Annotated in this window: 21 protein-coding genes; 10 read left to right on the forward strand and 11 right to left on the reverse strand. The window is 60.2% G+C overall.

The annotated features are described in order from the left end of the window. Positions 1-12: 12 nt before the first annotated feature. From rbsD to ATH90_RS18485, 6 genes are read right to left on the reverse strand one after another with little or no spacing between them, the layout of a single operon-like run. Positions 13-417, reverse strand: coding sequence for a D-ribose pyranase (rbsD, locus tag ATH90_RS18460; RefSeq protein ID WP_034107529.1), 405 nt, complete (start codon positions 415-417; stop codon positions 13-15). Beyond that, the gene (rbsK, locus tag ATH90_RS18465) at positions 414-1,331 is read right to left on the reverse strand and encodes a ribokinase (protein WP_069077809.1); all 918 of its coding nucleotides are present in this window, start codon (positions 1,329-1,331) and stop codon (positions 414-416) included. Before rbsK ends, rbsD begins: the two co-directional genes overlap by 4 nt. A 23-nt stretch (positions 1,332-1,354) precedes the next feature. Next, entirely contained in the window at positions 1,355-2,377 is a 1,023-nt protein-coding gene (locus tag ATH90_RS18470; protein ID WP_098466978.1) for a LacI family DNA-binding transcriptional regulator, read from the reverse strand. Between the two features lie 3 nt (positions 2,378-2,380). Further along, positions 2,381-3,358, reverse strand: a complete 978-nt coding sequence (locus ATH90_RS18475; protein ID WP_034107535.1) for an ABC transporter permease — start codon at positions 3,356-3,358, stop codon at positions 2,381-2,383. Beyond that, positions 3,355-4,908 (reverse strand): sugar ABC transporter ATP-binding protein, encoded by a 1,554-nt coding sequence (locus tag ATH90_RS18480; RefSeq protein ID WP_098466979.1) that lies wholly within the window; start codon positions 4,906-4,908, stop codon positions 3,355-3,357. Before ATH90_RS18480 ends, ATH90_RS18475 begins: the two co-directional genes overlap by 4 nt. Positions 4,909-4,965: 57 nt before the next feature. Continuing rightward, positions 4,966-5,922, reverse strand: coding sequence for a sugar ABC transporter substrate-binding protein (locus tag ATH90_RS18485; protein ID WP_034107538.1), 957 nt, complete (start codon positions 5,920-5,922; stop codon positions 4,966-4,968). Between the two features lie 562 nt (positions 5,923-6,484). Between ATH90_RS18485 and ATH90_RS18490 the strand changes: the two genes are divergently transcribed. From ATH90_RS18490 to ATH90_RS18500, 3 genes are all read left to right on the forward strand, one after another. After that, on the forward strand, positions 6,485-7,573 hold the full coding sequence (locus tag ATH90_RS18490; RefSeq protein ID WP_034107540.1) for an asparaginase: 1,089 nt from the start codon (positions 6,485-6,487) through the stop codon (positions 7,571-7,573). Positions 7,574-7,748: 175 nt separating this feature from the next. Beyond that, positions 7,749-8,000, forward strand: a complete 252-nt coding sequence (locus ATH90_RS18495; RefSeq protein WP_174555860.1) for a DUF1654 domain-containing protein — start codon at positions 7,749-7,751, stop codon at positions 7,998-8,000. 4 nt (positions 8,001-8,004) lie between these two features. Continuing rightward, positions 8,005-8,694, forward strand: coding sequence for an endonuclease (locus ATH90_RS18500; protein WP_034107545.1), 690 nt, complete (start codon positions 8,005-8,007; stop codon positions 8,692-8,694). Positions 8,695-8,725: 31 nt separating this feature from the next. On the opposite strand, the gene ATH90_RS18505 is transcribed toward ATH90_RS18500, so the two are convergent. Next, positions 8,726-9,091 carry an SPOR domain-containing protein gene (locus ATH90_RS18505; protein WP_098466980.1) on the reverse strand — a complete coding sequence of 122 codons (366 nt, stop codon included), beginning with the start codon at positions 9,089-9,091 and terminating at the stop codon, positions 8,726-8,728. Between the two features lie 262 nt (positions 9,092-9,353). Here ATH90_RS18505 and csrA point away from each other — a divergent pair, with 262 nt between their 5' ends. The 3 genes from csrA to ATH90_RS18520 all read left to right on the forward strand — a co-directional run bounded on the left by csrA (position 9,354) and on the right by ATH90_RS18520 (position 10,398). Then, positions 9,354-9,548 (forward strand): carbon storage regulator CsrA, encoded by a 195-nt coding sequence (gene csrA / locus ATH90_RS18510; protein ID WP_003192511.1) that lies wholly within the window; start codon positions 9,354-9,356, stop codon positions 9,546-9,548. 211 nt (positions 9,549-9,759) lie between these two features. Then, on the forward strand, positions 9,760-10,011 hold the full coding sequence (locus ATH90_RS18515) for a hypothetical protein (protein ID WP_098466981.1): 252 nt from the start codon (positions 9,760-9,762) through the stop codon (positions 10,009-10,011). Between the two features lie 93 nt (positions 10,012-10,104). Further along, positions 10,105-10,398 carry a hypothetical protein gene (locus ATH90_RS18520; protein WP_098466982.1) on the forward strand — a complete coding sequence of 98 codons (294 nt, stop codon included), beginning with the start codon at positions 10,105-10,107 and terminating at the stop codon, positions 10,396-10,398. 19 nt (positions 10,399-10,417) lie between these two features. Here the strand turns inward: ATH90_RS18520 and ATH90_RS18525 are convergent, their stop codons facing one another. Beyond that, positions 10,418-11,095, reverse strand: coding sequence for an HAD family hydrolase (locus ATH90_RS18525; RefSeq protein ID WP_098466983.1), 678 nt, complete (start codon positions 11,093-11,095; stop codon positions 10,418-10,420). A 207-nt stretch (positions 11,096-11,302) separates the two neighbouring features. Between ATH90_RS18525 and ATH90_RS18530 the strand changes: the two genes are divergently transcribed. From ATH90_RS18530 to ATH90_RS18545, 4 genes are all read left to right on the forward strand, one after another. Continuing rightward, on the forward strand, positions 11,303-12,073 hold the full coding sequence (locus tag ATH90_RS18530) for an alpha/beta fold hydrolase (RefSeq protein WP_098466984.1): 771 nt from the start codon (positions 11,303-11,305) through the stop codon (positions 12,071-12,073). Positions 12,074-12,186: 113 nt separating this feature from the next. Beyond that, positions 12,187-12,432 carry a DUF2790 domain-containing protein gene (locus tag ATH90_RS18535; protein ID WP_034107557.1) on the forward strand — a complete coding sequence of 82 codons (246 nt, stop codon included), beginning with the start codon at positions 12,187-12,189 and terminating at the stop codon, positions 12,430-12,432. Positions 12,433-12,474: 42 nt separating this feature from the next. Beyond that, positions 12,475-13,146 (forward strand): heavy metal response regulator transcription factor, encoded by a 672-nt coding sequence (locus tag ATH90_RS18540; RefSeq protein WP_034107559.1) that lies wholly within the window; start codon positions 12,475-12,477, stop codon positions 13,144-13,146. Further along, positions 13,143-14,543, forward strand: a complete 1,401-nt coding sequence (locus ATH90_RS18545) for a heavy metal sensor histidine kinase (RefSeq protein ID WP_098466985.1) — start codon at positions 13,143-13,145, stop codon at positions 14,541-14,543. The genes ATH90_RS18540 and ATH90_RS18545 overlap by 4 nt, the downstream gene beginning before the upstream one ends. Before the next feature lie 41 nt (positions 14,544-14,584). Here ATH90_RS18545 and pcp read toward each other — a convergent pair whose 3' ends face one another. The 3 genes from pcp to ATH90_RS18560 are packed head-to-tail and all read right to left on the reverse strand — an operon-like array spanning position 14,585 to position 16,897. Then, positions 14,585-15,226 (reverse strand): pyroglutamyl-peptidase I, encoded by a 642-nt coding sequence (gene pcp / locus ATH90_RS18550; protein WP_098466986.1) that lies wholly within the window; start codon positions 15,224-15,226, stop codon positions 14,585-14,587. Between the two features lie 7 nt (positions 15,227-15,233). Then, on the reverse strand, positions 15,234-16,184 hold the full coding sequence (locus ATH90_RS18555; protein ID WP_034107563.1) for a DUF979 domain-containing protein: 951 nt from the start codon (positions 16,182-16,184) through the stop codon (positions 15,234-15,236). Next, positions 16,181-16,897, reverse strand: coding sequence for a DUF969 domain-containing protein (locus tag ATH90_RS18560; protein ID WP_098466987.1), 717 nt, complete (start codon positions 16,895-16,897; stop codon positions 16,181-16,183). Before ATH90_RS18560 ends, ATH90_RS18555 begins: the two co-directional genes overlap by 4 nt. Positions 16,898-16,989: the final 92 nt, after the last annotated feature.

Raw genomic sequence — 16,989 nt, forward strand, 5'->3', positions numbered from 1 at the left:
TCGTTGGGAATTCTAAAACGTTACGCCGGACACCAGCGCGATATTGCAGTACGGCTGACACTCACCGGTGCGCACCACGGCGCGCGCCTTGTGGCTGAGTTGCTTGAATTCTTCGTGGCTGACCAGGCGACGCTCACCGAGCGCTGCCTGTTCTGTGAGCGTATTGAGTTCGACCAGCGCCGGTGGCTGCTTGAGCAGGATTTCTTCCGCCAGCACGTGACGCTCCACCTGCATCTCGCTGAGCACGATACGCAAGGTACTGACGAAGTCCGGGATGCCCTGGGTCAACGCCAGGTCAATCAGCTCGACGCCCGGCGGAACCGGCAGGCCAGCGTCGCCGATCACCAGGATGTCACCATGCCCCAGGGACGCGATGACACGCGACAGGGCGATATTGAGCAGGGGTGTCTTTTTCATGAGGGGACAAAACCTTGTACGTCGTGCAGCGTTGGAATGGAGGGTTGCGCACCGGCGCGTGTCACCGACAATGCCGCAGCGACCTGGCCAAAACGGATGGCCTCGGCCTCGCTTTTACCATTGGCCAGTGCCGCCGCAAAACCACCCACAAAGGTGTCGCCCGCTGCCGTGGTGTCGACCGCCCTGACTTTCGGTGCCAGCAAGTGTTCGAAGCCCTGGCCGTCAGTAAACAGCGCGCCCTGGGACCCCAGGGTGATGATGACTTTGCCGGCGCCCGCCTGGATCAATTGGGTCGCCGCCGCCTTGGCACTGTCAATGGAGTCGACCGTCACGCCGCTCAGTGCGCCGGCTTCGCTTTCATTAGGAATCAGGTAGTCGATGGAGGCGTACCACTCCGCGGGTAACGGAGCGCTGGCAGGGGCCGGGTTGAGGATCACCGTCTTGCCCAGCTCACGACCGCGCTTGAGGGCATAACCCACGGTATTCATCGGCACTTCCAGCTGGCAGACGATCACGTCGGCCGCTTGCAGCACCGAGTCGAAAGCCTGCAACGAGGCTGGCGTCAGTTCGCCGTTACTGCCCGCCACAATCACGATCGCGTTCTGGCTGCTGTCATCGACCACGATCAACGCCACGCCACTGGAGCCGTCCACCGTGCTGACGGCCTGGCAATCGATGCCCTCCACGCGCAACGCTTCACGCAGTTGGGTGCCGTAGGCATCGGTACCGACACAGCCAATCATCGAGACATCGGCCCCCAGGCGTGCCGAGGCTACCGCCTGGTTGGCACCCTTGCCGCCAGGCACGGTGGAGAACGTCTGGCCAATCAAGGTCTCACCGGCGCGCGGCAACCGGCTGGCGCGGGTCACCAGGTCCATATTCAAGCTGCCTACTACCACTACTTTTGCTGGCATACATCAGTACTCGTCAATTCGGTTCAGCGGTATTGGGCGAACGTACCGGCGACAGGCGCCGTCGACTCACGCAACACGATGCTTGGCGTCACGATGCGTTGATCGATCGGCAGTTGGGGTGTCGCAATTCTTCGCAGTAAAAGTTCGGCCGCCGTCTCGCCCAGTTGCAGGATCGACTGCCCGACCGTGGTCAACGCCGGGTAGACGTAACGGCCCATTTGAATATCATCGAAACCAATCACCGACAGCTCGCCCGGCACGCGGATATTGCGCTCTGCCGCTGCGCGCAACACACCGAAGCCAATCATGTCGTTGCTGGCAAAAATGGCGCTGGGAGGATTGTTCGCCAGCAACTGCACGGCAGCGGCATACCCGCCGGTGCTGGTGAAGTCGCTTTCGCGACTGCGATTGGCCACCACTTCCACACCGGCCTCTCGCAGCGCACGGTGATACCCCGCCAGGCGCATTTGCGCGACACGGGTATGGGCAGGGCCGCCGATGCAAGCGATGTCGCGGTGCCCTAGCTCGAGCAAGTGCCGGGTCGCCAAGTAGGCACCCTCCTCATGATCGATACGCACCAGGTCCACGTCAATGCCATCCAGCGCGCGGTCGACAATCACCATGGGCGTACGCACTGCGCTCAACCCGGCGGCCAGGCCACTGTCGTCGCCGCCCACCGAGGTCACGATCAAGCCGTCGATACGCTTCTCCAGCAACACGCGCAAATAGCTGCGTTGCTTTTCAGCGTTGTCGTCGGAGTTGCAAAGGATCACGCAGTAACCGTTACGCTCGCAGTAATCCTCGATGCCACGGGCCAACTCCGCAAAATACGGGTTGAGGCTGTTGGGCACCAGCAGACCGATGGTGGCCGTGGTCTTGGCCTTGAGCGAACGTGCGACGGCGCTGGGCACGTAGTCGAGCTGCTTGATCGCCGCTTCGACCTTGATACGTACCGGCTCACTGACCGGGCGCGTCTTGTTCACCACATGGGACACGGTGGTGTAGGAAATACCTGCAAGCGCTGCCACATCCTTGATCGTTGCCATGGTTCAGCCTCGCCGACTGGCGCGCTGGCTGCGGTAAGTATCGAGGACCACGGCAATCACGATCACGGCACCGGTGATGATGCGTTTCGTAGGTTCCGTTGCACCGATCTGCGCCAGGCCAGCCGCCAATACCGAAATAATCAACACACCAAAAAAGGTACTGATCACCGAGCCGCGCCCACCCATCAAGCTAGTGCCGCCAATCACCACCGCCGCGATCACTTGCAATTCCAGGCCAGACCCGGCGTTCGGGTCCGCCGCTTCCAGGCGAGAAATCTGGAACAGCGCGGCCACACCGGCCAGCAGGCCCATGAGGCTGAACACCAGGATCTTGTAAGGCTTGGGATTGATCCCCGCCAGGCGCACCGCCTCTTCGTTGGTGCCGATACCGATCAGGTAGCGACCAAACACCGTACGGGTCAAGACCAACTGCGCGACGATGATCACGAGCAAGGCAATGATGAATGACGGCGAGATACCAAAGGCAATCGGGTTGGACAGCCAGGCAAACGAATCACCGATGTAAGCGGTGCGCGAGCCGGTCATCTGGTACGCCACGCCACGGGCCATTTCCAGCACGCCGAGGGACACGATAAATGACGGAATGCGCCAGGCCACGGTGATCGAGCCGGTGATGGTGCCGGCCAATGCCGCGCAGCCCATGCCCAGCACGGCGGCTGGCAACACGCTCCAGCCCCAGCCGAGAATCGCCACGCTGACCGCCGACGCCGCCAGCGCCAGCACCGACCCGACCGACAGGTCGATACCGCCGATGATGAGGATGAAGGTCATGCCCACCGCAAGCACCATCAAGTCCGGAATCTGGTTGGCCAGGGTGCTGAAGGTGTCATAGGACAGGAAGTGATCGCTGAGCACCGAGAACAGTGCAATCATCGCCAGCAAAGCGCCGGCCAGTCCCAGGTAGGTGCCCAGGCCGTAGAAGTTACCGCCAGTCTTGCCGGGGGAAGTTGTGGTTTTCATGGGGTATCCCTAAGCACTGCGTCGTTGAGCAGCGCATCACGTTTCTGATAGCCGGCGAAGGCGGCGGCGAGCAATTCGTCCTGGGTCCAGCTGTCGCGCTCGAACGTCTCGATCAGGCGTCCGGCGGACAACACGCCGATGCGGTCGCAGATCAGCATGAGTTCACGCAAATCACTGGACACCACCACCAGCGCTTTGCCCTGGCGGGTCAATTCGCCCAGCAAGGCATAAATATCGAATTTGGCACCGACGTCGATGCCACGGGTCGGTTCATCGAACAGCATCACCGAGCAGTCGCGCTCAAGCCAGCGGCCAATCACCACCTTCTGCTGGTTGCCGCCGGACAACTCGGAAACCAACTGCGCCGGACTGGAACTGCGGATGCGCATGGCATCGATCTGACGCTTGGCCAAGGCCGTTTCGTCGCGACTGTTGACCACGCCACCGCCGGAAATTTCCGGCATGTTGCCCAAGGCGATGTTGGCGCTGATGGACTGGGTCAGCAGCAGGCCTTCGCCCTTGCGGTCTTCGGTGATCAGCGCGATTCCGTGGCCCACCGCATCCACGGGCGAGCGAATGCTCACCACTTGGGCCGGCGAGCCAAGCGCGACGGTGCCGCTGTCCGCCAGGTCGGCGCCGAAGATCAGTCGCAACAACTCGGTGCGACCGGCGCCGATCAGGCCGGAGATGCCATAGATCTCACCCGCGCGCACTTCGAAGGACACGTCGCGGACCTTGTCCGAGCGCGTCAGGCCTTTGACCGTCAGGGCCGGACCACCGATGGTGCGAAGCCCCAGGTCGATGTGCTCGCCCAGTTCGCGACCGACCATCAAGGTGACCAGTTGCTCACTGTTGTAATTGGCCATCGGCTCGACGCAGACCAGCTTGCCGTCGCGCAATACCGCAATGCGCTGGGCAACACGGGCCAACTCTTCCAGCCGGTGCGAAATATAAATGATCGCCACGCCCCGAGCCTGCAGGCGGGTGATTTGCTCGAACAGCATCTCGACTTCACGCGCGGTAAGCATGGCCGTGGGTTCATCGAGGATCAGTACATGGCAATCGCCAATCAGGTTGCGGGCGATCTCGACCATCTGCTGATGGCCAATGCCCAGGCTGCCAACCAGCGTATCGGGGTCGATGGCGTCCAGCCCGACCTGCGCCATGGCCTCTATCGCGGCCTTGCGCAGTTGCTTGCGACTGATCCAGCCACAGTGGCTGGGCAGGTTATCCAGGAACAGGTTTTCGGCGACGGTCAGCGTCGGCAGCAGATTGAGTTCCTGCATGACCATGCGCACGCCCAGTTCTTCGGCCTGGGTGCGGCTGCCCGGGCGGAAATCCTGGCCATTGAACTGCATGTGCCCGGTGGTCGGTGTGACCAGCCCGCCGATGATCTTCGACAAGGTACTTTTGCCTGCGCCGTTCTCACCGGTCAGCGCCAGCACTTCCCCGCGATTGAGCGTCAGGGTGATGTCGGACAGAACCGGTTGGGCATAGGTCTTGCCGATACCGCTGACCGAGAGGACAGCGTTCGGGGCGGAAGATGACATAGGAAAATCTCCAGGCGCCCGCTCAGGACGAGCGGGCGCTGTTGGGTGCTGCCAGGATTACTTCTTGAGGACGAGTTCGACCGGGGTTTCGATCACGCCGTCCTTGGCATCGACTTTCTCACCCTTGACCAGCTTGAGCGCATTCTGGATACCGAACACGGCTTGCTGGGCAGCAGCCTGGTCAGCGGTCGCCAGTACACGGCCGTCCTGCAGCATCGGCTTGATGGCCTCGATGTTGTCGTAGCCCACAACCAGTACCTTGCCGGCCTTGCCTGCCGCACGCACGGCGGAGACAGCGCCCAGGGCCATGTTGTCGTTACCGGCCAACAGGGCCTTGAGGTCCGGGTACTCGCTCAACATGGCAGACGCCACTTTCTGGCCCTGGTCGATTTCCCAGTTGCCGGATTGGGTGGAAACGATCTTCATCCCGGCAGCATCCATCGCATCCTTGTAGCCTGCGGTACGCTGCTGGGCGTTGGTGGTCGTCGGTACACCTTCGATGATGCCGACCTTGTCACCCGACGCCAGTTGCTTGGCCAGGTAGTCGCCCACCAGCTTGGAGCCTTTGCGGTTGTCTGGGCCTACGAACGGGATGTCGAGGTTTTTGCTTTTGAGCACGTCCGGGTCCAGGCGGTTATCGATATTGACGACCTTGATGCCGGCATCCGAGGCTTTCTTCAGCACGGTGACCAGGGCCTTGGAGTCGGCGGGAGCGATCACGATGGCGTTGACCTTGGCGAGGATCATCTGGTTGACGATATCGATCTGCGCGCTGGTATCGGTTTCGTTCTTGATCCCGTTGGTGATCATGTCGAAATCGGCGGCGTGCTCTTTCTGATACGTCTTGGCACCTTCTTGCATGGTGACGAAGAATTCATTGGCGAGGGATTTCATGACCAGGCCGACCTTGGGTTTGGCGGCGTCATCGGCAAATGCAGAGGAGAGAGGCAGGGCAGCGGATGCGGCGGCAAGCACAGCGACAGCAAGAAGACGTCCAGCGAATGGCAGCTTCATGGGTTCACTCCGATCTTATGATTATTGTGAGCAACGCTTGCACCGAAGTGTGCTTCGGCAGCCTTCCCACCCGGGTGGCTGATACGAGCTTTCACGGTACTCAAAGCGTGTTCCGTGAAACATCTCGCAAACGTTTGCGTTATTCAAACTATGAGAACCTTGTCGAGATTTGTCAACGGGTGAAAACAGCCTTTCATCTACGTCCTCCCAGCGCCCCCCTCTCGCCAGGCAGGGTGATCCATTAAACATTGCCCTCTCCCGGTCGTTCTCTGAAACGACAGGCTTTGCCGCGTCGCTCGTGCAAATCCAACGCCCGGTCGCCAGCGTCTTCGGACAACCGAACGCGCTACAGCCAGATGTTCGGAAAGCCGGACGCCGAAATGACGTCCTGGGGCAGATACTCAGTATAACTTGTTATAAATCAATACGTTATTTTATATCCGCGATCACAATCAGCCTGGTACAGATCGTGCTCTACCCCCATCACCTCGGGTATTCAGAACCGCCCGGGTGTTCTAGATGAACCTGCTACAGCACTCATCAAAAACCAGAGAGAAAAATAATGAAATCTGCACTGAAGACTTTTGTTCCGGGCGCGTTAGCCCTCCTGCTGCTGTTCCCCGTTGCCGCCCAGGCAAAGGAAGCTGAAACCAAGACCAAACTGTCCAACGTGGTAATCCTCGCTACCGGCGGCACCATTGCCGGCGCCGGCGCCAGCGCGGCCAACAGTGCCACCTACCAGGCGGCCAAAGTCGGCATCGAGCAATTGATCGCCGGCGTTCCTGAGCTTAGCCAGATCGCCAATGTGCGTGGCGAGCAAGTGATGCAAATTGCGTCCGAAAGCATCAACAATGAAAACCTGCTGCAGCTGGGTCGCCGCGTCGCCGAACTGGCTGACAGCAAGGACGTGGACGGCATCGTGATCACTCACGGTACCGACACCCTGGAAGAAACCGCCTACTTCCTGAACCTGGTGGAAAAGACCGATAAGCCAATCGTGGTGGTCGGCTCCATGCGTCCAGGTACTGCCATGTCGGCCGACGGCATGCTCAACCTGTACAACGCCGTGGCCGTGGCAGGCAGCAAGGATGCACGCGGCAAAGGCGTGCTGGTGACCATGAACGACGAGATCCAGTCGGGTCGCGACGTCAGCAAGATGATCAATATCAAGACCGAAGCATTCAAGAGCCCGTGGGGCCCACTGGGCATGGTGGTTGAGGGCAAATCCTACTGGTTCCGCCTGCCAGCCAAGCGTCATACCCTGGATTCGGAATTCGATATCAAGAACATCAAGAGCCTGCCTGATGTCGAGATCGCCTATGGCTATGGCAACGTGAGCGACACCGCCTATAAGGCCCTGGCTCAAGCGGGTGCCAAAGCTATCATCCACGCTGGCACCGGCAACGGCTCTGTATCCTCCAAAGTCGTGCCTGCCCTGGTGGAACTGCGCAAGCAAGGTGTACAGATCATTCGCTCTTCCCACGTAAACGCTGGTGGCATGGTGCTGCGCAACGCCGAACAGCCTGACGACAAATACGACTGGGTGGCTGCACTTGACCTGAACCCACAGAAAGCCCGCATCCTGGCGATGGTCGCCATGACCAAGACCCAGGACAGCAAAGAGCTGCAACGAATTTTCTGGGAATACTGATTCCTGGTCGTTCAATGCAGGAGCGAGGCGCCGTCCTCGCTCCTACACTCCTCCTCTCCCGCCCTACACGAAATTGCCTGAATTGCCGTCGGACGAACTTCTTTAAGTTTAAGCAGTTGCGAAATTGCCTACAGTTAAATACTGTATGTGCGTACAGCTTATTAAGGAATACTCCGTGGCAAAGTCCTCTTCCGCAGAACCAACTCCGCCCGATGCCTACGAACGCCTGGCCATCCGTGTGCAAAAGATCATCAACTCGACCAACGCGCAGAAAGCCAAGGCGGCGTTGATCTTCCGTTTGCCGGATGAACCTGAGGATGAATGGGCGCGTTTGCTGGAAGAAATCGCTGAGAACGACAACGTCACCCTCGCCTATCGGGACGACGGCGGTGTGCAGATTTTCTGGGTTGTACCGAAGGAAGATTGATTCAATGAGTGTCCGTTTTATCGCTGTGTGCTGCCTGTTTTTTGCAATCACCGCCCAGGCCCAGGCACCCCGCACGTTCAGCGAAGCCAAGAAAGTCGCCTGGAAGCTGTACGCCCCGCAATCCACCGAGTTTTATTGCGGCTGCAAATACACCGGCAACCGCGTTGACCTGAAAGCCTGTGGCTACATCCCGCGCAAAAATGCCAACCGCGCTGCGCGCATCGAATGGGAGCACATTGTTCCAGCCTGGCAGATCGGGCATCAGCGCCAATGCTGGCAGGATGGTGGGCGCAAGAACTGCACGCGCCACGATGACGTGTTCAAGCGTGCCGAGGCGGACCTGCATAACCTGGTACCGAGCATCGGCGAGGTCAACGGTGACCGAAATAACTTCAGTTTCGGCTGGCTGCCAGTGCAAAGCGGGCAGTACGGTTCATGCCTGACCCAGGTGGACTTCAAGGCCAAGAAGGTCATGCCGCGTCCGTCAATCCGGGGTATGATCGCCCGTACCTATTTCTATATGAGCAAGCAGTACGGCTTGCGACTGTCCAAACAGGATCGCCAATTGTACGAAGCCTGGAACAAGACCTATCCAGTGCAGGCCTGGGAGCGCCAGCGCAACCAGACCGTGGCGTGTGTGATGGGGCGCGGCAACGAGTTTGTAGGCCCGGTGAATCTCAAAGCCTGCGGTTGAACAGGGGCGAGACTTGCGCCCGACCAGGCACTTACTGCGCGGTTTTGTGCTCAATGACCTCTGACACCGTGTCGGTTTTCTTGGCGCGGGCCATCTTCTCGTTAAGTAGCGTCTGCTTGGCCTCCGCCTCCGCCTTGGTGGCAAACGGGCCCAGCAGTACTTCGTCCTTGCCGTCCACCTTCACGATATAAAAATTGAAACCATGTTCCAGCAACCAGGCCGTAAGGTCGGTGATCGCCTGCAACTTGTGGTCCGGCGGGCCTACCCGCACATCCCATTCCTGGGCAGCAATCGCGCCGGTCTGGGGCTGGCTTTCGTTCGCGGCAGGCTTGGTCCTGGGCGCATCGACGCTTCTGCCTTCACCGCAACCGGCCAATGCCAACACCGCAATTGCCATCGCTACTTTACGCACTGCCCTGCTCCTTCGAAGATAAAGAGGCGACTTTATCATTCACTGTCTATTCTGGCCGTCATAAACGTTGGCTTAAACAATGCGAATCATGTATCGCAGACCTGTATGATGCCGCCATGGGAATTAATGTCGCCTCTATGCGTCCTAAAAGAGGCAGTCACAGGGAAGCGCTTAGCAGTAAGCTACACACATCCGACACCTGCCCTGTCTGAAACATGTGTCCTTAAAAGTAATCAAGGAGAAGTCCATGCTTATACTCACCCGCAAAGTTGGTGAAAGCATAAACATCGGTGATGACATCACGATCACCATCCTGGGCGTCAGCGGCCAGCAAGTACGAATCGGCATCAACGCACCCAAGGACGTTGCCGTGCATCGCGAGGAGATCTACCAGCGCATCCAGGCTGGCTTGACTGCCCCGGACAAAAACCAGACGCCTTGAAGCACCCTCAGTAGCCAGCCCTTTCGTTCACTGTAACGGCTGGCGAAAACCCCTTCGGACTGCTCTTGTCTTTGTTGCGTGACTGACGTCGCCAATGTGTTCATCTTCATGGAAAGATGAAACTGTCTTCACGCCCGGAACTTGTTGTTTCATTCATAGCCGAATCTGCTGACTGACACTGCGCCATCCGTGTGCATTCGGGAGCACGTCGATGAGGCCTAGCACCGCACCGCCATTTGCCTACAGGTCCTGGATGATCGCCTTATTGATAGGGCTGGTCTTCGTCGGGCTTGCCTACGGCTTGAGGTATGAAGTCGAAGGCTCGGCCTCTGCCGATCAGCACTCCTGGCTGGACCTGGCGCTGTTGCTCTGCGGGTACTTGTTCCTGTTCTGTCTCAAACCCATCCAGCAAGCCGTGCAGCGCAGATTGTGCCGGCGGGCACCTGAAGAAACGCCACGCTGATGCCCGGTCTTCGCTGTCAGAGCGCCGGTATTTACAGCGTCGCCACAGCACCTATGCTTGGGCGTGCACGATCAGTAAAAGGGGCTGAGGCAAATGGACACCCTGAGTAAATCCCAAATCGAATCGGCACTGGCAGCCCGCCTGCCCAGCTACACGGTGACGTGTACGGTGCACGCCGATGGCACCCTTTCGGTCGTGCTCAGCGGCCCGGAAACCGACCATTTTGCAATTACCGGGATCGTGCGCACGGATTACCGCGGCGCCGAAGCGATCGCACAGTTGGCCAATGAAATACTCAGGGAGATGGTGCTCTCACGCCAAGCCATGAGGAATGACCGCAAGCAGCCGCCCGATCCAGCCAATGCGGGAAAAGGCCGAGACCGGTAACGGGCTCGGCCTTTTCGTGTCAGCCCGCCGCGGCCTGCACGTACAGCAAGCCTTGCGCGTCGCGCTGTACGTCTAACTCCCCGTACCCGTCAATCGAAGGATGCTCGGTAACCATCGGCGTATGATGCGTCGAGGTCACGACCATCACATCCGCCCCTGCGGCCTCTCCCGCACGAATGCCTACTGTCGCATCCTCAAATACCAGGCACTCCTGCACTGGTACGCCCAGGCGTTGCGCCCCCAGCACGTAGCAGGCGGGGTTCGGCTTGCCGACGGCAACGTCTTCGGCCGTGACCAGCACCGCCGGTGGCGCAATGCCCGCCGCTTGCATTCGACGCAACGCCAGCTCCCTGGGGGCCGAGGTGACCAGCGCCCATTGATCACCCGGCAGGCTGTTCAAAAATGTGACGGCGCCGGGAATCGCGACAACACCCTCGACGTCATTGACCTCAGCCTCGGTAATCCACTGCGCCTCAACCTCGGGATCCACGCCGGGCAGTGCCTGGCGCGTGATGATATCGATCGCGCGGGCCCCGTGAATCGTCTTCAAAAACGCGGGCACATCCAGGCCATGGCGTTCAGCCCAGAGGCTCCAGACTCGCTCGGCGGCAGCAATGGAGTTGAGTAACGTCCCATCCATATCGAACAGAAAGGCACGGTAACGGCGGTTGAACACGGCTGAACCTCGGATGGACACTGCGCGGCTTCCTCATGGACAGAGACAAATGATCGGCCCACTGCAATCTACGGATCGCCTCGGCACTTGTAAACGCTACCGAACTCGATTGCATTACAGCTTTGTAATCAGGCTGTAAGTCTTGTTGGCACCCTCACTTCATACAGTGGAGTCGTCAGTCACCCATCTTGGATGACGCCGCTTCCTACTGATGAAAAGGCCCCGCCCATGAAACCCGCAAGCAAACTCTGCCTGATCGCCGCCAGCCTGCTGATGCTGGGCACCGGCACCGCCATGGCCGCCACCGTCGCGCCAGTCAAAGCCAATAACGTAGTGCTGGTGCACGGTTCCTGGGCCGACGGTTCAAGCTGGTCCGAGGTGATCACCCGCCTCCAGGCCGCCGGCCTGCACGTTACCGCCGTACAGAATCCGCTGACCTCGGTGGCCGACGATGTCGCTGCCACTAACCGCGTGTTGGACCAACAAGATGGCCCTACGGTGCTGGTCGGCCATTCCTACGCCGGGACCGTGGTGAGCGACGCCGGAGTAAACCCGAAAGTCAGTGCCCTGGTGTACGTCGCCGCACGTGCGCCGGACGCCAATGAAGACTTCGTCGCCCTTTCGGCCAAGTACCCGACCATGCCTGTGCGGGCCGGTGTGGAAGAGCACGACGGCTACCTCACCCTGAGCCAGGACGCCTTCCTCAAGTACTTCGCTGCCGATGTGCCGCACGCCAAGGCCCTGGCGTTGTACGCCGTGCAGCAGCCCATCACCAAGGCCCTGTTCAGCGGCCGCACCGTCAATGCCGCCTGGCACACCAAGCCGTCCTGGTACGCGGTGTCGGCGAATGACCAGACCATCAACCCGGACCTGGAGCGCTTCCTCGCCAAGCGCATGAACGCCACCACGATCGAGCTGCCTTCGAGCCACTTGTCGTTGGTGTCCCACGCCAAGGAAATCACCGACCTGATCCTCGAAGCCTCTGGCCGCCAGCCCTGAAAACACGGCATTACAAACTTGTCATCATCCTGTTGGTTGGCTGTTCGGGGCGCCTGGTTACTGTGAACTCACTGCCACGACCTGGCAGCCAACCCTTTAAGAGAGATACCGCCATGAAACTGTTCATCCTCGGCTTCACCGCTTTGCTCGCTACCGGCTCCGTGTTGGCTGCCGAACCGGTCATTCACGACCAGACGGGCTTCTTTGTACACCTGGACGTGGCCAAAGTGCTGTCGAGCACCGACACCTACGGCCAGTGCGGCATCGTCCCCGCGCGCCTCGACTACCTGGACAGCCAGGGCCGCGAACATGTGCTGGACTATCAGGTCCAGGGCATCGGTTGCGCCAGTGACAATTGATCGGGCTACACTTGCGCCACGCATTGAGACAGGGCACTTCCCATGAACATTCTCGTAGTCGAAGACGAACCCAAGGCTGGCAATTACCTGCTCAATGGCCTGCAGGAGCTGGGCTACTCCGTCAGCCTCGCCCGGGACGGCGTGGACGGCTTGCACCAGGCCTTGGAAACGCCGTTCGACGTGATCGTGCTGGATGTGATGATGCCCAAAATGGATGGCTGGGAAGTGCTGCGCCGCCTGCGCAAGGAAGCCGATACGCCCGTGCTGTTCCTGACGGCGCGCGACGACATCGCCGACCGCATCAAGGGCCTGGAACTGGGTGCCGATGACTACCTGATCAAGCCGTTTTCCTTCGCTGAACTGGTGGCACGCTTGCGCACCCTGACACGCCGCGGGCCGAGCCGGGAAGAGGAACAGTTGCAGATCGCAGACCTGCAAATCGACGTGCTGAAGCGTCGCGTCACCCGCGCTGGCACCCGCATCACCCTGACCAACAAAGAGTTTGCCTTGCTGCATCTGTTCGCGACCCACCAGGGCCAGGTGCTCTCCCGTTCACTGATCGCGTCACGGGTGTGGGACATGAATTTTGACAGCGACACCAACGTGGTCGACGTGGCCGTGCGGCGCCTGCGCTTGAAAATCGACGATCCCTTCCAGCTCAAGCTGATCCACAGCGTGCGTGGCATCGGCTACCGCTTCGATACCCAGCCATGAACAAACCCCGTCATTATTCCCTGACCCTGCGCCTGGCGTTGATCTTCGCCCTGCTCGCCTTCGCCCTGCTGGCGACACTCGGCGTGGCGCTGTACCGCGAGCTGGAGCGGGAGTTGGTCATGCGTGACGACGCGGCCTTGATCTACCGCATCGATCAATTGCGCAACCTGCTCAACGACAGCAACACCCTGGACTTGATCAAGACCAAGCCGGAGCTGTTCCAGAACATGCTGGGCAACCGCGAGTCGGTGCTGAGCATCACCGCGCCAGGGCAGAAGCCATTGCTGACGGTCAACCCCGGCAATATCGACCTGCCTGCCGTGCCGCCCGTCCCCAAGAACCATCAACTGACGTTCGCCGACGTGCACCATTTCCCCGGCATCAATGGCGTTCCCTTTGCCACCCTGGCCGCGTCCATCGACTCCGGCGACCTGGGCAGCCTGCAAGTCACCACGGGGCGCCTGATGACCGAGCGCACCGCCGTGCTCGCCAGCTACCGCTTGAGCGTTTATATCCTGGCGAGCATCGCGGCAATCCTACTGGCCGTGGTGGGTTACCTGCTGGTTCATCGTGGGTTATTGCCGTTGCGCCGCCTGGCGCGGCACGCCCAAGGCATCGGCGTCGGCAACCTCGCCGAGCGCCTCGACAGCCACGGCGCGCCGAAAGAACTGCTGCCGATGATCGATTCGTTCAACACCATGCTTGAGCGGCTGGCCAAGGGTTTTGTCCAACTGGGCCAGGTGTCCACCGACATGGCGCACGAGTTGCGCACACCGATCAACAACCTGCTGGGGGAAACCCAGGTCGCCCTGCAACAGAACCGCAGCATCGAGAGTTATCAGCAACTGCTGGCATCCAATGTCGAAGAACTTGAACGCCTGGCGCGGATGCTCGACAACATGCTGTTCCTGGCCCGCACCGACCCGGCCAGCGCCCTTCGCCAGCGCCAGGAACTCAGTGCGGCGGACGAGGTGGAACGTATCGCCGAGTACTTCGAGGGTTTGGCGGGTGATGTGGACATCAGCATTCATGCCGAAGGTGAAGGGGTGATCTGGGCGGAGCCGATGCTGCTGCGCAGAGCCCTGGCGAACCTGTGCGCCAACGCCATCAAATATGGCGCGCCGGGTACTGAGTTGGAGATCCGGGCGGTGCCCAGCGCCGAGGGCATTCACCTGAAGGTCAGCAACCAAGGCGAGACCATCGCCGCCGAGCACCTGCCGCGGCTGTTCGAACGGTTTTACCGGGTGGATGAGTCACGAGAACGTTCGGCGCAGTCCAATGGATTGGGCTTGTCGATCGTGGCGACCATCATGCAGTTGCATAGCGGTCGTTACAGCGTGAGCAGCGAGGCGGGGGTGACGTGTTTTGAGTTGTTCTTTCCGAAACGGGACGACTGAGCGGCAATCACTTGTTTGCACTGTGAGAAGCGTCGGCCCGGTCAGCTGACCTGCCCGCCCGCTTCCTTTATATCCACAGGTGCTTGCCACGCCGTCAGTACTGCCGCCTGCAAGCCCGCAACCATCGTATCCAGCGCCATCGAGGGGCGCTGCGAGCCCGTCACCTGCTCCGGCAGCAACGGTACGTGGATAAACCCACTGCGTACCCCAGACCCTGCAAGCGCATGCTGCAACAGATAAAAAATTTGATTACACACGAACGTCCCTGCCGTCTGCGATACCGAGGCCGCGATTCCCGCGTCGCGCACCGCCTTGACCATCGCCTTGATCGGCAGCGTCGTGAAGTAGGCCGCCGGACCTTCAGCCACGACCGCCGTGTCGATAGGCTGCTCGCCGAGGTTATCGGGGATGCGTGCATCGTTGATATTGATCGCCACTCGCTCGACTGAAATATCGCTACGCCCCGGTCCCAAGCCGATAGCGATCACCATCGCCGGGTGCAACTCGTCGATCAGCCGGGTCAGGCACTCGCCAGCCGTGGCAAATGCGCAAGGCAATCGACGCGCAACAATCTGAGCATCGCCTCCCAATTGCACGCCATCCAGTTGGCGCACAGCTTCCCAGGACGGATTGAGCCGGTCTTGATCAAAGGGTTCGAACCCCGTCAGCAGTACGATTTGCATCCTGGCCTCACATCAGCAGGTAAAGCAGCACAATATTGACCACCAGCATCATCAACGCAGTCGGCAACTGAGCCTTGATCACCGCGTTCTTGTCCGGCAGCTCGAGCAACGCCGCGGGGACGATATTGAAGTTGGCGGCCATCGGGGTCATCAGGGTACCGCAGTAGCCGGAGAACATGCCGATCGCCGCCATCACCGCCGGATTACCGCCGTAGATACCCACCAGCACCGGCACGCCGACACCGCCGGTCATCACCGGGAACGCCGCAAAGCCATTGCCCATGATCACCGTGAACAAGGCCATGCCCAGCACGTAGACCATCACCGCCACCAACTTGAAGTCCAGGTTGATATAGGTAGTGGTCACATGCGCGACAGCCGTGCCGACCCCAGCTTCGTTAAACAGCAAACCCAGCATCGCCAGCATTTGCGGCAGCACCATGGCCCAGCCAAGGGCTTCAGTCAGGCGGCGCGATTCGCGCAAGGCTTGCACCGGCGTATCGCGGGTCAGCCAGCAGGCCAGGCCAAGGGCGATCAGGCAACCGATACCGAGGGAGACGAAGGTGGTGTTTTTCGGGTCCAGCAGCGGTACGCCGCCGATCTCGGTGTGCTTGAGCAATACCGAGCCGATCACCGTGGTCAGCGGAATTGCCAAGGCTGGAATAAACAGCTTATGACCCAGGCGACCGGCACTCGCGCGGGATGCCTTGTCGTGCAACTCGGCATGCGTGCCACGGCCAACACCGCCCATGCCAGCGATCAATGCCATCAGCACTACGCCTGCACCGATGACCACCGACGGCAGACGTTCACCGACCAGGAACGGAATGGCGAACAACAGCCAGAACAGTGCACTGGACCAGCGCTTGGGATGGGTCCGGTCCATCAGGATCATGCCCGCCGTGATCAGCAGCAGAACCCCGGCCAGCCAGTACAGGTATTGAATGGAAATGATCATTGCGCGGCCTCCACGGGGGTGGCGGCCGGCGTCATCTCACGGGTGAGCCTTCGGTCAAACCGATGCAGGCGGATCGCGTGAATGATGAAGGCGCAGATCGCCGTAGGAATACCCCACACCGCAATGTGCAGCGGCTCCACATCAATTCCGGAACCGAGCAAGAAGGTGTGCATCAATGCGATGGCGCCGAAGGCAACAAAAATGTCCTCACCAAAAAACAGGCCGACGTTATCCGTCGCGGCGCACATGGCCAAGACCTTGTGACGCAAATTGTCCGGCAGCTTGCCGTAGCGTTTCTCCGCAGCGCCCTCGGCCATCGGTGCCAGCAACGGACGCACCATCTGCGGGTGCCCGCCCAGGCTGGTCAAGCCCATGGCGGCCGTGGATTCACGCACAAACAGATAGATGATCAACAAGCGCCCCACCGTGGCGCGTTCGAACCGTGCAATCCAGTTCTGCGCATGCAGGCGCAACCCGTGGCGCTCCAGCAGGCCGATGACGGCCAGGGGCAGCAATAGAATCAACTGCAGTGCACGGGTCTGAAGGAAGCCATCGCCCATGGTGGCGAGGATTTTTTCCAACGGAAAATGGGCGGCAAGCCCGGTGGCGATAGCGGCGGCGGTGACCACCAACAGCGGGTTGAAGCGCAAGACGAAGCCAACCACGATCACAAGTACGCCGATCAACGGCCATAAGTTCACAACAGTTTGCATGGCGATGAGGTCCTTAAGTGCGCGCTGCGGCGCCATTACAGCAGGATGTGAACAAAGGGTTCACAGCAAGAAGTGGCGTGCAGTCGGCTCGG

The organism is Pseudomonas lurida, assembly GCF_002563895.1.
GTDB lineage: Bacteria > Pseudomonadota > Gammaproteobacteria > Pseudomonadales > Pseudomonadaceae > Aquipseudomonas > Aquipseudomonas lurida.

What these genes read in the sequence shown, in the direction of transcription:
- rbsD (WP_034107529.1), bottom strand. Translation starts at nt 417, where the DNA reads ATGAAAAAGACACCCCTGCTCAATATCGCCCTGTCGCGTGTCATCGCG.
- rbsK (WP_069077809.1), bottom strand. Translation starts at nt 1,331, where the DNA reads ATGCCAGCAAAAGTAGTGGTAGTAGGCAGCTTGAATATGGACCTGGTG.
- ATH90_RS18470 (WP_098466978.1), bottom strand. Translation starts at nt 2,377, where the DNA reads ATGGCAACGATCAAGGATGTGGCAGCGCTTGCAGGTATTTCCTACACC.
- ATH90_RS18475 (WP_034107535.1), bottom strand. Translation starts at nt 3,358, where the DNA reads ATGAAAACCACAACTTCCCCCGGCAAGACTGGCGGTAACTTCTACGGC.
- ATH90_RS18480 (WP_098466979.1), bottom strand. Translation starts at nt 4,908, where the DNA reads ATGTCATCTTCCGCCCCGAACGCTGTCCTCTCGGTCAGCGGTATCGGC.
- ATH90_RS18485 (WP_034107538.1), bottom strand. Translation starts at nt 5,922, where the DNA reads ATGAAGCTGCCATTCGCTGGACGTCTTCTTGCTGTCGCTGTGCTTGCC.
- ATH90_RS18490 (WP_034107540.1), top strand. Translation starts at nt 6,485, where the DNA reads ATGAAATCTGCACTGAAGACTTTTGTTCCGGGCGCGTTAGCCCTCCTG.
- ATH90_RS18500 (WP_034107545.1), top strand. Translation starts at nt 8,005, where the DNA reads ATGAGTGTCCGTTTTATCGCTGTGTGCTGCCTGTTTTTTGCAATCACC.
- ATH90_RS18505 (WP_098466980.1), bottom strand. Translation starts at nt 9,091, where the DNA reads ATGGCAATTGCGGTGTTGGCATTGGCCGGTTGCGGTGAAGGCAGAAGC.
- csrA (WP_003192511.1), top strand. Translation starts at nt 9,354, where the DNA reads ATGCTTATACTCACCCGCAAAGTTGGTGAAAGCATAAACATCGGTGAT.
- ATH90_RS18515 (WP_098466981.1), top strand. Translation starts at nt 9,760, where the DNA reads ATGAGGCCTAGCACCGCACCGCCATTTGCCTACAGGTCCTGGATGATC.
- ATH90_RS18520 (WP_098466982.1), top strand. Translation starts at nt 10,105, where the DNA reads ATGGACACCCTGAGTAAATCCCAAATCGAATCGGCACTGGCAGCCCGC.
- ATH90_RS18530 (WP_098466984.1), top strand. Translation starts at nt 11,303, where the DNA reads ATGAAACCCGCAAGCAAACTCTGCCTGATCGCCGCCAGCCTGCTGATG.
- ATH90_RS18535 (WP_034107557.1), top strand. Translation starts at nt 12,187, where the DNA reads ATGAAACTGTTCATCCTCGGCTTCACCGCTTTGCTCGCTACCGGCTCC.
- ATH90_RS18540 (WP_034107559.1), top strand. Translation starts at nt 12,475, where the DNA reads ATGAACATTCTCGTAGTCGAAGACGAACCCAAGGCTGGCAATTACCTG.
- ATH90_RS18545 (WP_098466985.1), top strand. Translation starts at nt 13,143, where the DNA reads ATGAACAAACCCCGTCATTATTCCCTGACCCTGCGCCTGGCGTTGATC.
- pcp (WP_098466986.1), bottom strand. Translation starts at nt 15,226, where the DNA reads ATGCAAATCGTACTGCTGACGGGGTTCGAACCCTTTGATCAAGACCGG.
- ATH90_RS18555 (WP_034107563.1), bottom strand. Translation starts at nt 16,184, where the DNA reads ATGATCATTTCCATTCAATACCTGTACTGGCTGGCCGGGGTTCTGCTG.
- ATH90_RS18560 (WP_098466987.1), bottom strand. Translation starts at nt 16,897, where the DNA reads ATGCAAACTGTTGTGAACTTATGGCCGTTGATCGGCGTACTTGTGATC.